Genomic DNA, 15,245 nt, shown 5'->3' on the forward strand with positions numbered 1-15,245 from the left:
AACGTTAGCCGCTGCCTAATCCTTATTACAATTCCAAGAAGTTCTGAATCAGCTTAGAGCCAGCTTTCGAAGATCGCTCTGGGTGGAACTGAACACCATAATAATTGCCACTTTGAACCGCCGCAGTGAACGGATTACCGTAATCACATTGTGCGATTGTGTAGTCGCCCACTGGCATTGCGAAGCTATGAACAAAGTAGAAGTATTCGCCTTCTTCAATGTCTTTAAATAGAGGATGATTAGGTGTTGCCGTTACGGTGTTCCAACCCATGTGTGGTAATGGCAAGTCGCCCGTTTCAAGTAAACGAACTTCGCCATCACACAAACCTAGGCATTCAACTAACTCATCAGCCTTTTGACCTTTCTCTTGAGACAGTTTGCCTAACAGCTGCATACCTAGACAGATACCCAGCAGAGGCTTCTCAACTTGCTTGACAAGGGTAACAAGGTCACGCTCTTGCAGGTTCTTCATTGCCTCACTTGCTGTACCTACACCGGGTAGGAATAGCTTGTCGGCAGCAAGAACCACTTCTGGTTCTTTTGAAATTTCAACTGCGTAGCCCAAACGTTCAATCGCAAACTTCACCGATGAAACGTTGGCACAACCAGTATCAATAATAACGACTTTTTGCTCTTTCATACCGAACCCTTACAGAACGCCTTTGCTGCTTGGTAACTCGTTACCTTCAACTTTGATTGCTTGGCGAAGAGTACGGCCAAACGCTTTGAACAGGCTCTCAATGATGTGGTGATCATTATTGCCATCAGAAGAAAGGTGTAGCGTACAAGCCAATGTATCAGTTAGAGAACGGAAGAAGTGAACCACCATCTCGGTTGAAAGATCACCCACTTGCTCACGGCTGAACTTAGCATCGAACTTCAGGTATGGACGACCAGAAAGGTCTAACGCACACTGAGCCAAACACTCATCCATTGGTAGGCTGAAACCAAAACGGCCAATACCACGTTTGTCGCCTAGTGCATCTTTCAATGCTTGGCCTAAAGCCAGAGCGGTATCTTCGACTGTGTGGTGATCATCAATGTGCAGGTCGCCCTTCACAGTCAGGTTCATTTGGAAACCACCGTGTGTCGCGATTTGATCAAGCATGTGGTCGAAGAAACCCATGCCGGTATCGATCTTGTTGCCACCGGTTTCATCAAGGTTTACTGCAACCTTGATATCGGTTTCTTTAGTAGTACGAACTACTTCAGCAATACGCGCATTAACCGTCAGATCTTTAACGATTTGTGGCCAGTTAAGCGTGCCTTCAGTTTCCGCATCCGGGCTATATTGAATACCGCGGATTGCCATGTTCTCTGCCAGTTGAAGATCCGTCATTCGGTCGCCAATCACAACAGAGTGTTGGAAATCGACTTTACCGCCTTGTAGGTACTCTTTAACCATACCCAGTTTAGGCTTACGGCAAGAGCAGTTGTCTTCGTCAAAGTGAGGGCAAATAAGCACGTCGTCAAACTTAACGCCTTGAGATTCGAAGAACTCCATCATCATATTGTGTGGTGCATCGAAATCTTCTTGTGGGTAGCTATCGGTACCTAAACCATCTTGGTTAGTCACCATCACTAGACGGTAACCAGCATCTTGCAAAGCAAGCAGGCTAGGAATTACTCGCGGTTCGAATTTTAGCTTGTCTAAACGGTCTACTTGAAAGTCAACTGGCGGCTCAACAATTAAGGTGCCGTCACGGTCTATAAAAAGTATTTTCTGTTGTTTACTCACTTGAACTTCCTTTTAATTTTAAATCTGGTGGCCTAGCTAAAATCAAACGCTAACCCAAAATATTGGTTTCACTTGCCAGCCCAATTAATCAACTCAAACTGGCAAATGTTATTACTGGTAAGCCTTTCATTACTGATAAAAGTTACGAATGAATCCAAGTGTCTTTTCGCACTCTTCGCGGTTACCAATACTAATACGAACACAGTCTTCAATAGGTGAATTACGCAAAATAATGCCCGTATCCCAAGCCGCTTTAAATAACTCATCGCCGTTCGGGAATTTCACCAGTAAGTAGTTACCCCAGCCATCAAAAACCGTCACTTGAGGCATACCTAATAGACCCGCCTGCAAATACGCTCGGTTAGCACTTAAATCCAGAACTTGGAACTTAGCTCGCGCGAGTCCTTGCTCTGAAAGTGCTTGAACGGCAATGTCAGCAACAGGGATTGGCACTGGATAAGGAGCAATCACTTTCAACAGTACATCGATAAGCTCTTTGTTCGCTAGCGTAAAGCCACAACGTAAGCCCGCCAAAGCAAAGGCCTTCGACAAGGTGCGCAGAATCGCTAGGTTTGGATATTGCTCAAGCAAATCAACGGTTGACGCTTCTGGACAAAAATCGATATACGCTTCATCCATCACCACAATCGCTTTGTCTTGTGTCATTTCAAGCAACTTGATGATGTCTTTGCGATCAACCAAATTACCGGTTGGGTTATTTGGGCTACAAACAAACACCACTTTTACGTTGTCGAGCTGAGCTTCGATAGCTGGAAGATCCAATTGCCATTCAGAAGTCAGAGGCACAACCTTACGCTCAACACCAATCGTCTCTGCACTGATTGCGTACATACCGTAAGTGGGTGGGCAGTAAAGAATAGCGTCTTCGTTCGGCTCACAGAAAGCACGAATCAGTAATTCAATACCTTCGTCAGCACCACGCGTTGTCAGAGTTTGCTCTGATTTCACGCCTGCGTATTGAGCGTAAGCATCAATCAGCTCTTTTGGCTGACATTCGCTGTAACGGTTAAGACGAGACAAGTTCAGGTTGTACTCGTTATCAAACGGAGATTCGTTGGCGTTTAGCCATACATCACCAGTACCGCCTATGCGTCTTGCAGACAAGTAAGGTGTTAGAGCCTGAACTTGTTTTCTTGCTAACTTTTCCATGCCCTACCCTTATTTCGCTTTATTTAACTTTTCAACTCGGATAGTCACAGCGCGTTTGTGTGCATCCAAACCTTCGGCTTCCGCCATTGTTACTACTGTTGGCGCTAGGCCTTTCAACCCATCGGCTGTTAGCTCCTGCACCGTCATTCGCTTAGAGAAATCAGCCAAACCTAGGCTTGAATACGTCTTGGTATAACCGTAAGTCGGAAGAACGTGGTTTGTGCCGGATGCGTAGTCACCTGCAGATTCTGGAGACCAGTCACCAAGGAAAATTGAGCCTGCATTATCTAGCAATGGCAGCAATTCACGTGGGTTCTTGGTTTGAACGATCAAGTGCTCAGGACCGTAGAAATTCGAAATCGCAATCGCTTGAGTGATCGATTCAGCAATGATGATTAAGCTTGAAGCCAATGCTTGCTGAGCGATGTTCGCACGAGACAGTTCTTTCAGTTGCTTTTGAACCGCTTCTGTTACTTGGTCTGCAACCACTGGAGATGGAGTTACCAATACTACTTGAGAGTCAGGCCCGTGTTCCGCTTGGCTCAACAAATCCGCTGCAATGAAGTCTGCATCAGCTGTTTCATCAGCAATCACTAACACTTCAGATGGGCCAGCTGGCATATCAATAGCTGCTCCGCGGAAGTCATTACTCACTTGGCGCTTTGCTTCCGTAACGTAGGCATTACCTGGGCCGAAGATCTTATCGACTTTAGCCACACTCTCGGTACCGTAAGCCATTGCTGCAACCGCTTGACCACCACCAACGTTGTAAACTTCGTCGATCTTACAAAGCTTAGCGACATACAAGATTTCATCAGCGATTGGCGGAGGTGAACAAAGCACAACCTTACGACAACCTGCGATTTGAGCAGGAACACCTAACATAAGAACCGTTGACGGTAGTGGCGCACTGCCACCGGGAATATAAAGGCCAACAGTATTAATCGCGCGCGTCACTTGCTCACACACAACACCAGGCTGTGTCTCAACCTTAATTGGCTGCGGCTTTTGAGCTTCGTGAAACTTAGCAATGTTGCTATAAGCTTGCTCTAACGCTTGCTTCATCTCTGGTGTTAGACGAGCACACGCCTCTTCAATCTCACCCGAACTGACTCGGATAGATTCTGGAGTTACACCATCAAACTTTGCAGTCAGCTTTTTAAGCGCGGCATCGCCTTCATTTCGTACTTTTGCAATAACATCAGAAACAGTCGCTGTGATGTTTGCACCTTCAGTAATAGCTGGACGCTCTAATACCGAGTCTTGCTGTGATTCACTTAAAGATTGCCAAACAACGGTTCTCATCGTCACTACCCCATCATTTTTTCGATTGGTAATACTAGAATCGAGCTTGCACCCAACTCTTTCAGCTGTTCCATTGTTTCCCAGAACAAGTTCTCTGTACTTACTAGGTGCACGGCAACTTTGTCTTTGTCTGTAGATAGAGGAAGAACCGTTGGATCTTCAGCACCAGGCAGTAGTGCTTTGATTTGCTCTAGTTGAGAGGTTGGCGCGTGAAGCATGATGTACTTCGACTCTTTCGCTTGTTGAACACCCTGCATACGAGTCAGTAGTTTTTCAATCAGTGCGGTCTTGTCTGCGTCGAAGTCGCCAACACGTTGAATCAGTGTTGCTTTCGATTGGAAGATAGCTTCTGCTTCTTTTAGGCCGTTCGCTTCAAGCGTTGCACCTGTAGAAACTAAATCAGCGATAGCGTCTGCAAGGCCAGCGCGAGGCGCGACTTCAACCGAACCTGTTAGCATACAAGTGCTGAACTCAACACCCTGCTCGTCCATGTAGGCTTTAAGTAGTTGTGGGTAGGTTGTCGCAATACGTTTGCCCGCTAAGTCTTGTGGGCCGTTGTATTCTTCGTCTTTATTAATAGCGATTGAAAGGCGGCAACCACCGAAGTCTAAACGACGTAGTGTGCGGAACTCTGAAGGCTCTTTAAGAGCAACACGATCTAGACGAACTTCTTCTAGTTCATTTTCACCGATGAAACCAAGGTCAACTACACCATCCATGATAAGACCTGGGATGTCGTCATCACGAACGAGTAACAAGTCGATTGGCATATTTAGTGAGTGAACCACTAGGCGCTCACCCATGATATTAAATTTAACACCACATTTTTTAAGTAGGTCTTGGCACTCTTTACTTAAGCGACCTTTCTTTTGAATTGCGATTCTTAGGCGTTGTGTCTGCATTGCTGTATCCCTGTGCAAATATTTGAATTTATTGATTATTTAAAAGCGCTAAAACTAAAAAACCCTCGGGGACTTTGTCATCCCGAGGGTTTAAATCTAAATTCTTTTGACTTAACCTCCGGGAGTAATCTTGCTCCCGGGTATACGTAAATCTCCCCGAAAGACTAGATAGGGTGATGATGGTGATGAATGTTCATTACTAATTTACGCATACTTATCAGCTCTTAGGTTGTTTGCTGTCTTGTCTCCACACTAACTAAGCTGACATCCTTTTTCAACCATTTATTCGAACTTTTTTCACGAAACTTAAAATTAAATTAACAGGCACAAAAAAGGGAGGCAAACGCCTCCCTGATAGTTTACTGATTAACTTTCAATTTTAGCTTTTGCACGTCGCCATTTTGCAGCGAGAGAAGTAAGCCAATGCAAAACATACAGCAACAAACGTTAGAGACGCTGCGCCAAATGCGATGCCAATTGAAGATGTCATACCTAGAGTGATGAAACCAATGCACGATACGAACGCTACAGACAACGCGTATGGAAGCTGAGTCGAGACGTGGTCGATGTGGTTACAACGAGCACCAGTAGAAGACAGAATCGTCGTATCTGAGATTGGAGAACAGTGGTCACCAAATACTGCACCCGCTAGAACCGCACTTAGCATTGGAAGAATCAGTGCGATATCCGATGCTGCAGCCATGTCACCTGCGATAGGTAGCATGATACCGAACGTACCCCATGAAGTACCTGTAGAGAACGCCATAACGCCCGCTAGAAGGAACAAGATAACTGGTAGCCAGTGGTAATCGATGCTGCCCGTTACTAGAGATGATAGGTACGAACCTGTTTTCATGTCGCCGATTACAGAACCGATAGTCCATGCGAATACAAGGATTAGGATTGCGCCAAACATAGAGCTTGCACCAATCCACATTGTTCTTGCGATATCGGCCATAGATAGCTTTTGCTTGAATACTGTCGCTAGTGCTACTAGTAAGCCGATAACACCACCGTAAACAAGAGATTTACCAACATCTGTATTTTCGAATGCACCAAGTAGGTTAAACGCTTGACCATCAGCAGCTAACGCTTGACCGCCTGTGTAAAGCATCGCAGCTACAGTCGCTACGATCAATGAAACGATCGGCATGATTAGGTCAGAAACAGAACCGTTCTCGCTCTCTTCGATGTCTAGCTCTTCGTTTAGATCGTGAGCTTGCTGGCTATCGTTGTCGCCTTCAAAGCCACGACCTTGAGACGCTTCGATCTCGTGATCGCGCATCTTACCAACATCTAGACCGAACCACGCCACTGCGAACACCATCAATAGTGCAAATACCGCGTAGAAGTTCATTGGAATAAGACGAACATAAGCACCTAGAGCAGAATACTCTGTCACACCATGTGTTACTAAGATGCCACCAATAATAGTAATGATGTAAGCACCCCAACTAGAAGCTGGCATGATCACACACATAGGAGCCGCAGTAGAATCAAGAATATAAGCTAGCTTAGCGCGAGATACGTAGAAACGGTCTGTAACAGGACGAGAGATTGCACCCACTGCCAAGCTGTTGAAGTAATCATCAACAAAGATGAATACACCTAAAAATGCAGCAAGCAGTTTTGAACCACGCTTGCTCTTAACTCGAGACTGAGCCCACTCAGCGAATGCACGAGTACCACCAGAAAGCGTTAATAGCGCTGTTGTCATTCCAAGAATAATTAGGAAAGCAATGATGCTCATGTTCCAAGTATTGATACCACCATCTTCGATGAAAACACCAGATGCTTTAGTAAATACGTAGCTAGCGGCATTACCTACTGAATAGTCAGCCAGTAAGATGGCACCCATAACGATACCGACACCCAAAGAAACCAATACACGGCGGGTAACAATAGCAAGGCTCAAAGCCACAAGGGGCGGAAGCAAAGATAAAGGTGATGTTGCAAAATCTATTAAATTCATGATCTTCAAAAACCAGTTTTTTATTTGGCTAGAGATCTACTGCAGACAAACTTGATACGGCTGACCAAGCTCATGTTGAACTAAGCGAAAGGGAAGTGAACACTTCACCCAACCCTACAGTAGCGCTCCATAGTTTAAAATTAAGACTATGGCAGTGTTGTACCTATTGAGCACAACCCCAGCAAATTGCTTAGATATACAATTTACTTCGGCAATTACACCTTTCATTCCCGTTCATTGGCATCACCCCAACGGAAGTTACTTTTTATAATTGCACCTCTACGTGCGATAACATTATTAACCGTGTAAACCAGAGTTTAACAACAAATTAACCAACACCTCGCATCAGGTAGCCGCAATTGTACTCATCAAGAGCAACAATGCAACATATCATTCCGAGAAAAATAGCTTTTTGTTAATGAACTAATCAATAGAAGAATAGTCTACATAAGTTGACTACTCCACCTGTCACATATCATTTTTTAAGATATTCTTAATAATTATTATAAATTCAATAGAAATACTGCTCTGAATTTTCAACTATTCATCTCACTTTTATATTTAAATATGTAATAGAAGAAATACTATTTGTTTTATTCCTAGGCTCTGTTTATTATTAGGAAGATTATTTAGTTTACCTTGATGGAAAATATCATGTCTGAATTAACAAAAACTCTATTAAATATCCGCAGCCTTCGTGCGTTCTCACGTGAATTAACTCTTGAGCAACTTGAAGAAGCGCTAGACAAGCTGACTATTGTTGTACAAGAGCGTCAAGAGTCTGAAGCTGAAGAGCGTGCTGCTAAAGCAGAGCAAGAAGCTAAGCTTTCTGCTATTGCTGAACAAATTGCAAAAGACGGAATTGATGTTGCCGATCTTATTGCTGCACTTTCTGGTGAAGCAAAATCTAAAACAACAAAAGCTAAACGCGCTCCTCGCCCAGCGAAATACAAATACGTAGACGCAAACGGCGACGAGAAGACTTGGACAGGTCAAGGCCGTACGCCTTCAGCTATCCAAGAACAGCTAGATGCTGGTAAATCTCTAGAAGAGTTTGCTATCTAAACATTTAGTTTACTTAGTGAGTAATCAATTACACGCTAAGCGATAGAATTAATATTTAAGTCGACCAAAGTATTATTTACGACTTCAATATATTCAGAAACAAAAAAGGCTCCTTTCGGAGCCTTTTTTATATTTGTACTATCAGTATTAGAAACCAACTGATACTGATAGTACTACTGATTAAAGAAAGTAACTTATCTTTCCCAGTACGCTTCTTCTAGGCTATCTTCTCTTTCAGGAAGGCCACGAGATAAACGTGGAGAGTGTTGAACCAACACTTCATAGCTTGCACGGTTAGAATATTTACAAACTTGTGAGAACGAAGAGTACGTCAAGAATGAATGTTGGTGCTTACTTGAGTTTGGCACGTTTTCTTTGTGGTACTTATTCGCAGCCATATCATGTAATAAAGCAGATAACGCAGCATCACCTGCACCATTGGTATTTTTGATCTTTTCTGGTCCACCCATGTATGGCGCAATGTGCGAATACACTTTAGTTGGGTTTTCACATAAATCTTTATGCGCAGGACGGCTAAATTCAAAACGGTTGAATTCCGCAATTGAACCTGGAAGTAAAGGCAGTGACGTTTCACGCTTAGCTGCATCTTCTGTATAACCAGCCATAAATAGGCCAACAGGTCCCGCAGTACATAGAACAAGGTCTACCCAGTCTAGCGCTTTATCTGATGCAGCCAGTGGATCGCTTTCACCCGTTAACGCTTCAGCTTCGTCTTCATTCATTGCAACAACCGTTACGTGTTGCTCAAGGAAATCTTTCCAGAATTCTGGATCATCTTGAATAACGAACTTAGTACCTAGTGTAAGAACGACTGGCACATCGTATTTCTTCGCGTATTCGATCGCTTTCATTGTTGCTTCAGGCATCGGGTCGCCTGGCTTACAGCGAACTAAATAAGCCGTTAAAACTAAAGCAGAAGCACTTTTGAAGATTTTTTCAGGAATGCTTTCTGGTTTTAATTGGTTCATTTGTCCTTCGCTAATTGCGAAAGTACGTTCACCGTCTTCTGTAATTAATGCAAAGCAGCGACCAATTGCGCCATCTACCCCTTGTAAATGGTTCAGATCCATTCTGCTTGATGTATTACATAAATAGCGATAACCGTAACTACCAATCTTAATATCTTGGCTCATTACACCTAACAGTGTAGAACGGTCATCCGCTAGCACTGAATAGTTGTGTAATGTGTTACCAATTGTGCCACCAGCGTATTCATTGGTAATCAGGCACTGCTCTTTTAATTCTTGATACAAAGATTCAGCGGCTGCGTCGCCAATAACCAGTGAATGTCCCTTGCTCAAACCATACTTCTCAATAAGTTCAGAACTCACCTTTGCTTCAATATCCACCAATGTTTGGTCAATACCGATAATATGAGTGCGTGACATTCTTTTACTGCTTTGAGCTTGGCTCACTAGAGGATCACGAGCGTGAACCGGAAAGTAGTGCTTTGATTTACGTTGTCCAGGGAATTTCATAGGGCTAGTCTAAGTCAAGGGGAAATAGGTGGCGGATTCTACCGCGCTATATTTAACGCGGCAATCTTTCAAACTATAGCAAACGTTTGCTGAAGGTTTTTTTTATTCGCCTTCCATAAAGCTTAAATCAGGCAGCATGCCCAAATGCTCCGCGTAACGTTTTTGATTAAACTCCGCGCCGTTTTTCATAACGTCAAATACTTCAATTGCCAGTGCACATGCCATAGCCGCAATTGCTTCTTCACGTGGAGTGCCTGTCATCATTAAACGCATCAACGTCTCTTTCACTTTCACTGGTTCGCCATCTTCAAGCTGGTTCTCGATGATCTCAATCAGCTCTTCTTCTTGCATAAATTCATTTTGTTCAGACATTTTTTTATCTCAGGTCTTGGATTTCGAGCGACTATGCCACATATACTTCTGACATCCTAGCGACTCACCTCGCTCTCATGCGATTCTCTAACAAAGTCAGCGCACTATTTGTGCAAATGAAACTGTGATTCCGGTCTCGGATCTGTCACGGCGTTTCTCTTTCTGTTAGAATCTGCGACCAAGTAATAGTAACGGTGTTTAGACATGTCAGATATCAGCTCTGGAAACAGCGAAAAGAAAGTAATTGTCGGTATGTCCGGCGGTGTAGATTCGTCAGTATCGGCGTATCTTCTTCAGCAACAAGGCTATCAAGTAGAAGGCCTTTTCATGAAAAACTGGGAAGAAGACGATAACGAAGAATACTGCACGGCAGCTGAAGATCTTGCTGATGCTCAAGCGGTATGTGACAAACTAGGTATCCACCTTCACACTATCAACTTTGCTGCAGAATACTGGGACAACGTATTCGAATACTTCCTTGAAGAGTACAAAGCAGGTCGTACACCTAACCCAGATATTCTTTGTAACAAAGAAATCAAATTTAAAGCATTCTTAGAGTTTGCGGATGAAGTGCTAGACGCAGACTACATTGCGATGGGTCACTACGTTCGTCGTACTTTCCCAACTCAAGAAGAGCTTGATGCTGGCGTAAAACCAGAAATGCTACGCGGTCTAGACAGCAACAAAGACCAAAGTTATTTCCTATACACGCTAAGCTCAGATCAAGTGGCACGCAGCCTATTCCCTGTCGGTGAATTAGAGAAGCCAGAAGTGCGACGTATTGCTGAAGAGCAAGACTTGATCACAGCTAAGAAGAAAGATTCAACAGGCATCTGCTTTATCGGTGAGCGCAAGTTCACTGAGTTCCTAGGCAAATACCTACCAGCACAACCGGGTAACATCGAAACACCTGAAGGCCAAGTGATTGGTCAACACCAAGGTTTGATGTACCACACGCTAGGTCAGCGTAAAGGCCTTCATATTGGCGGCACTAAAGGTGGTGGCGGTAACGAAGAACCATGGTTTGTTGGTGAAAAAGACCTTAAGCGTAATGTACTTATCGCAGTACAAGGTAAAGACCACCCTCTTCTGAAATCAGAAGGCTTGATCGCATCTCAACTTCATTGGGTAAATCGCACACCAATTACTGAAGTTATGACATGCACGGTAAAAACACGTTACCGTCAAACAGATATTCCTTGTACAATCATCCCAATTGATGATGAGAACATTAAGGTTATTTTTGATGAGCCACAAATCGCAGTGACCCCAGGTCAATCTGCAGTGTTCTACCAAGGCGAAGTATGTCTTGGTGGTGGTATCATCGAAAAGCGCATCTAATCAATCAAACGACAAACGATAGAAGACAACTAGGAGTTACTACGTGGCTAATACACTTTATGACCGTACTATTGCTTTCGCCGGAATTTGCCAAGCTGTGGCTTTGGTTCAACAAGTAGCGAAAGACGGCCATTGTGATAAAGATGCCTTTGAAGCTTCACTCAGTGCCATTTTAAATACCAACCCATCGAATACCGTGGGCGTATTTGGACGTGAAGCGAACCTAAAGCTTGGCCTTGAGTGCTTAGTAAAAGGTATCGATAGTACTCCAGCAGGTAGCGATATCACGCGTTACATCATCAGCTTGATGGCGCTTGAGCGTAAGCTGTCTTCTCGCAACGACTCTATGTCTCAGCTTGGTGACCGCATTCAAACTGCAGAGCGCCAAACTGAACACTTTGATCTGTTTGACGAGCAAATGATCAGCAACCTTGCAAGTATCTACCTTGATGTCGTCAGCCCTATCGGCCCTCGCATTCAGGTTTCTGGTACTCCGTCTGTACTTCAGCAGACATCGAGCCAACATAAGGTTCGCGCACTGCTTCTATCAGGGATTCGAAGCGCTGTGTTATGGCGTCAAGTTGGCGGTAAACGTCGCCACCTTATCTTCGGTCGTAAGAAGATGATCGAGCAGGCTCAAATCCTACTAGCTCGAATGTAGTTTATTAGCTCGCGCCTCGTCGCGAGCTTGTTTTTTGTATCAACACAACTCTCACGCAAACGATTGCGCAATGTGCGTGACAATTGAGATTGTTACTGGTATAAACCTCTCAAAATTTAGAAAACTCAATTCAGGAGAACACCATGGAACTGTCAGCATTGACTGCTGTTTCACCAGTAGACGGCCGTTACGGAAGTAAGACTATTGCATTACGCAGCATCTTTAGTGAGTTTGGACTACTAAAGTACCGCTCTATCGTTGAAATTCGTTGGTTACAAAAGCTTGCAGCAACTGATGCAATCAAAGAAGTACCAGCGTTCAGTGCAGAAGCTAACCAGTTTCTTGATGAACTAGCCGCTAACTTCAGCGAAGAAGATGCTCTACGTATCAAAGAGATCGAGCGCACGACTAACCACGACGTTAAAGCGGTTGAGTACTTCTTGAAAGAGAAAGTTGCTGGCGTTCCTGAACTTCACGCTGTAAACGAATTTATTCACTTTGCATGTACTTCTGAAGACATCAACAACACCTCTCACGCGCTTATGCTTAAAGAAGCTCGTGACACAGTGATTCTTCCAGAAATCCGTAACGTAATTGATGCTATCAAAGCACTTGCGAACGAGTACCGTGATATTCCATTACTGTCTCGTACACACGGTCAGCCAGCTTCTCCTTCTACTATGGGTAAAGAGATGGCTAACGTTGCGTACCGTATGGAACGTCAATACAAGCAAATCGAAAACGTTGAGATCCTAGCGAAAATCAACGGTGCTGTAGGTAACTACAACGCACACCTTTCTGCATACCCAGAAGTTGAATGGCACCAGTTTAGCGAAGAGTTCATCACTGAATCTCTTGGCGTAACTTGGAACCCGTACACAACTCAAATCGAACCTCACGATTACATCGCTGAGCTATTCGATGCAATTGCTCGTTTCAACACTATCCTTCTAGACTTCGACCGTGACGTTTGGGGCTACATCGCTCTTGGTCACTTCAAGCAGAAGACTATTGCTGGCGAAATCGGTTCTTCGACAATGCCGCATAAAGTTAACCCAATTGACTTCGAAAACTCTGAAGGCAACCTTGGTCTAGCGAACGCAGTATTCAGCCACCTTGCACAAAAACTTCCAGTTTCTCGCTGGCAGCGTGACCTTACTGACTCTACGGTTCTTCGTAACCTAGGTGTGGGTGTTGGCTACGCAATCATTGCATACACTTCGACTCTGAAAGGTATTAGCAAGCTTGAAGTTAACCGCGCTGCGCTACTTGCTGAACTAGACAAGAACTGGGAAGTATTGGCTGAACCAGTACAAACAGTAATGCGTCGTTACGGCATCGAAAAACCATACGAGAAGCTAAAAGAGCTAACTCGTGGTAAACGTGTAGATGGCGAAGGCATGCGTGCATTCATCGATGGTCTTGAGATTCCTGCAGACGAGAAAGTTCGTCTGAAAGAGATGACTCCAGCAAACTACATCGGTCAAGCAATCGAGTTAACTGACAAGCTGTAATATTCGAATTTCGAATCGCAGAATAGACTAAGGCTTCCCATGTGGAAGCCTTTTTGTTGAGCGGAACAAAGTGTATTGAGCACAAGAGACGTCAGCAAAATAATACAAAGCAACCCAGTATCATTACCCTACTCATCTCAATCCGTGCGATATCAACCAATCAATATCGTAATGCTTCATCACCAGTAACCCTCTATCGCCAGACACCTATTCCTCGAATACTTACTGTCTTAGATGCCAAGATCAAAAAAGACCTCCCGAAGGAAGCCTTTCAAATGTATCTTGTCGATTAGCGACTGAAGAATACGTAGCGATTACATGTTACGTAGAGAAGCAATACGCTTGTCTAGCGGCGGGTGGCTCATTAGAAGCTCTGTTAGAGACTTCTTACCGTTGATACCAAATGCCATCATAGAACCTTCTAGTTGTGGCTCATGGCTCACCTTTAGGCGCTCTAGCGCTGCAATCATCTTCTCTTTACCTACTAGGTTCGCTGCACCTGCATCGGCATGGAATTCACGGTGGCGGCTGTACCACATGGTAATGAAGCTTGCTAAGAAACCAAATACCAATTCCAACACCATAGACACACCGAAGTACACCATCATGTTGCTGCCACCCTCTTCTTCGTTGTCATTCGACGCAACAATGTTGGCGATGAAACGAGATAAGAAGATAACGAACGTGTTCACTACACCTTGCATTAACGTCATGGTCACCATATCACCGTTCGCGATGTGGCTCACTTCATGCGCTAATACTGCTTCAGCTTCATCACGCGTCATGTTGTGCAGCAGGCCTGTTGATACCGCTACCAATGAATCGTCACGCTTAGCACCTGTCGCGAATGCGTTGATGTCTGGCGAGTCGTAGATCGCTACTGTTGGCATACCAATACCAACTTGTTGAGATTGACGGCTTACCGTCTCCATCAACCAATGTTCTGTTTCGTTACGTGGGCTTTCAATGACCATGCCGCCTACCGAGCGTAGCGCCATTTTCTTCGACATCATTAATGAAATGAATGAGCCGCCAAAACCAAATACCGCAGCCATCACCAATAAACCTGAGAGGCTACCGGGTTGCATACCTGTAACTGCGTATACAACATTAAGAACAACACTTAGTACCAATACAACCGCTAGGTTAGTTGCAAGGAACAACATTACTCGCTTCATTACTTATCTCCGCATGAAAGCTGTTTTTATAAAACTTATTGTTATAGACAAGGCAGACAGCAATAGATTCCAACCTTGAAGACTTATACTTACTTATACATATAGTCTTAGATTAAGAAAACAAGGTTAAGCATTAAATTGCAACATTTGATTACGAGACCGTATCCGAATTAAATCCACTCTATTAGACCTAAGTCGTATGGTGTCGATATAACAATCCGTTTACAGTGACTTCAGATGATTTATTGGCTAGTCCATGTACAAAAAGGAAAGGATCATGGTTGAAGGTACTAACACTCAAATGGCTATCGATTTACTGTGCTGTCACCTAGGGATTACTGAAGAAGAAGCGAAAAAGCAGGTTGGAATCCTAACACCGCAAACGGCACAGACAAAAATCACAGAAACTCAGCAAGCTTTAATGGGACTGACTAAAGAACATTAGTTCTAAGCTTGTTTATTAAAAGACCGGTTGTTTATCAACTCAAGGTCTAAAGGCTTAAAATAGCAAAAGGGCTGCAATCGCAG

At 44.0% G+C, this 15,245-nt stretch carries 14 protein-coding genes, 1 riboswitch and 1 other annotated feature; of the genes, 5 read left to right on the forward strand and 9 right to left on the reverse strand.

The features are described 5' to 3' along the window. Positions 1 to 25 precede the first annotated feature (25 nt). The 6 genes from hisH to AB6D93_RS11115 form a co-directional block, all read right to left on the reverse strand. Entirely contained in the window at positions 26 to 640 is a 615-nt protein-coding gene (gene hisH / locus AB6D93_RS11090) for an imidazole glycerol phosphate synthase subunit HisH (RefSeq protein WP_017060268.1), read from the reverse strand. Between the two features lie 9 nt (positions 641 to 649). Then, positions 650 to 1,738: a bifunctional histidinol-phosphatase/imidazoleglycerol-phosphate dehydratase HisB gene (gene hisB, locus AB6D93_RS11095; protein WP_017067390.1), complete on the reverse strand. Its 1,089-nt coding sequence runs from the start codon at positions 1,736 to 1,738 to the stop codon at positions 650 to 652. A 129-nt stretch (positions 1,739 to 1,867) separates the two neighbouring features. After that, positions 1,868 to 2,908 (reverse strand): histidinol-phosphate transaminase, encoded by a 1,041-nt coding sequence (hisC, locus tag AB6D93_RS11100; RefSeq protein ID WP_017060266.1) that lies wholly within the window; start codon positions 2,906 to 2,908, stop codon positions 1,868 to 1,870. A gap of 9 nt (positions 2,909 to 2,917) precedes the next feature. Continuing rightward, on the reverse strand, positions 2,918 to 4,219 hold the full coding sequence (hisD, locus tag AB6D93_RS11105; RefSeq protein WP_017065318.1) for a histidinol dehydrogenase: 1,302 nt from the start codon (positions 4,217 to 4,219) through the stop codon (positions 2,918 to 2,920). Continuing rightward, the gene (gene hisG / locus AB6D93_RS11110; RefSeq protein WP_017060264.1) at positions 4,219 to 5,115 is read right to left on the reverse strand and encodes an ATP phosphoribosyltransferase; all 897 of its coding nucleotides are present in this window, start codon (positions 5,113 to 5,115) and stop codon (positions 4,219 to 4,221) included. The genes hisD and hisG overlap by 1 nt, the downstream gene beginning before the upstream one ends. 53 nt (positions 5,116 to 5,168) lie before the next feature. Beyond that, positions 5,169 to 5,304: a sequence feature (His leader region), on the reverse strand. A 190-nt stretch (positions 5,305 to 5,494) separates the two neighbouring features. After that, positions 5,495 to 7,087 carry a Na+/H+ antiporter NhaC family protein gene (locus AB6D93_RS11115; RefSeq protein WP_102332948.1) on the reverse strand — a complete coding sequence of 531 codons (1,593 nt, stop codon included), beginning with the start codon at positions 7,085 to 7,087 and terminating at the stop codon, positions 5,495 to 5,497. A 112-nt stretch (positions 7,088 to 7,199) separates the two neighbouring features. After that, a riboswitch (Lysine riboswitch) is annotated at positions 7,200 to 7,377 on the reverse strand. A 364-nt stretch (positions 7,378 to 7,741) separates the two neighbouring features. On the opposite strand from AB6D93_RS11115, the gene AB6D93_RS11120 reads away from it, so the two are divergent. Then, a complete protein-coding gene (locus AB6D93_RS11120; protein ID WP_017060262.1) occupies positions 7,742 to 8,152 on the forward strand; it encodes an H-NS family nucleoid-associated regulatory protein in 411 nt (136 codons plus the stop codon). A gap of 194 nt (positions 8,153 to 8,346) precedes the next feature. On the opposite strand, the gene AB6D93_RS11125 is transcribed toward AB6D93_RS11120, so the two are convergent. Beyond that, positions 8,347 to 9,651: an inosine/guanosine kinase gene (locus tag AB6D93_RS11125; protein WP_017060261.1), complete on the reverse strand. Its 1,305-nt coding sequence runs from the start codon at positions 9,649 to 9,651 to the stop codon at positions 8,347 to 8,349. A gap of 102 nt (positions 9,652 to 9,753) precedes the next feature. Then, positions 9,754 to 10,023 (reverse strand): hypothetical protein, encoded by a 270-nt coding sequence (locus AB6D93_RS11130; protein ID WP_010439986.1) that lies wholly within the window; start codon positions 10,021 to 10,023, stop codon positions 9,754 to 9,756. Positions 10,024 to 10,227: 204 nt separating this feature from the next. Here AB6D93_RS11130 and mnmA point away from each other — a divergent pair, with 204 nt between their 5' ends. From mnmA to purB, 3 genes are all read left to right on the forward strand, one after another. Beyond that, complete coding sequence (gene mnmA, locus AB6D93_RS11135) at positions 10,228 to 11,364, forward strand: tRNA 2-thiouridine(34) synthase MnmA (RefSeq protein ID WP_017060260.1); 1,137 nt, start codon at positions 10,228 to 10,230, stop codon at positions 11,362 to 11,364. Between the two features lie 43 nt (positions 11,365 to 11,407). Further along, a complete protein-coding gene (gene hflD, locus AB6D93_RS11140) occupies positions 11,408 to 12,025 on the forward strand; it encodes a high frequency lysogenization protein HflD (protein WP_017060259.1) in 618 nt (205 codons plus the stop codon). Between the two features lie 143 nt (positions 12,026 to 12,168). Further along, on the forward strand, positions 12,169 to 13,539 hold the full coding sequence (gene purB, locus AB6D93_RS11145; protein ID WP_017065316.1) for an adenylosuccinate lyase: 1,371 nt from the start codon (positions 12,169 to 12,171) through the stop codon (positions 13,537 to 13,539). Positions 13,540 to 13,853: 314 nt separating this feature from the next. Here purB and htpX read toward each other — a convergent pair whose 3' ends face one another. Further along, a complete protein-coding gene (gene htpX / locus AB6D93_RS11150; RefSeq protein WP_029235495.1) occupies positions 13,854 to 14,717 on the reverse strand; it encodes a protease HtpX in 864 nt (287 codons plus the stop codon). A 277-nt stretch (positions 14,718 to 14,994) separates the two neighbouring features. Here htpX and AB6D93_RS11155 point away from each other — a divergent pair, with 277 nt between their 5' ends. Then, positions 14,995 to 15,162, forward strand: coding sequence for a hypothetical protein (locus tag AB6D93_RS11155; RefSeq protein ID WP_017060256.1), 168 nt, complete (start codon positions 14,995 to 14,997; stop codon positions 15,160 to 15,162). Positions 15,163 to 15,245: the final 83 nt, after the last annotated feature.

It is taken from the genome of Vibrio sp. 10N.247.310.23 (assembly GCF_041467155.1).
In the GTDB taxonomy this organism is placed as follows: domain Bacteria; phylum Pseudomonadota; class Gammaproteobacteria; order Enterobacterales; family Vibrionaceae; genus Vibrio; species Vibrio crassostreae_C.

Bases quoted from the DNA above. Each gene is read 5' to 3' on its own strand.
- hisH (WP_017060268.1), bottom strand. From the start codon at position 640: ATGAAAGAGCAAAAAGTCGTTATTATTGATACTGGTTGTGCCAACGTT.
- AB6D93_RS11120 (WP_017060262.1), top strand. From the start codon at position 7,742: ATGTCTGAATTAACAAAAACTCTATTAAATATCCGCAGCCTTCGTGCG.
- hisC (WP_017060266.1), bottom strand. From the start codon at position 2,908: ATGGAAAAGTTAGCAAGAAAACAAGTTCAGGCTCTAACACCTTACTTG.
- AB6D93_RS11115 (WP_102332948.1), bottom strand. From the start codon at position 7,087: ATGAATTTAATAGATTTTGCAACATCACCTTTATCTTTGCTTCCGCCC.
- hisG (WP_017060264.1), bottom strand. From the start codon at position 5,115: ATGCAGACACAACGCCTAAGAATCGCAATTCAAAAGAAAGGTCGCTTA.
- purB (WP_017065316.1), top strand. From the start codon at position 12,169: ATGGAACTGTCAGCATTGACTGCTGTTTCACCAGTAGACGGCCGTTAC.
- htpX (WP_029235495.1), bottom strand. From the start codon at position 14,717: ATGAAGCGAGTAATGTTGTTCCTTGCAACTAACCTAGCGGTTGTATTG.
- AB6D93_RS11125 (WP_017060261.1), bottom strand. From the start codon at position 9,651: ATGAAATTCCCTGGACAACGTAAATCAAAGCACTACTTTCCGGTTCAC.
- AB6D93_RS11155 (WP_017060256.1), top strand. From the start codon at position 14,995: ATGGTTGAAGGTACTAACACTCAAATGGCTATCGATTTACTGTGCTGT.
- AB6D93_RS11130 (WP_010439986.1), bottom strand. From the start codon at position 10,023: ATGTCTGAACAAAATGAATTTATGCAAGAAGAAGAGCTGATTGAGATC.
- mnmA (WP_017060260.1), top strand. From the start codon at position 10,228: ATGTCAGATATCAGCTCTGGAAACAGCGAAAAGAAAGTAATTGTCGGT.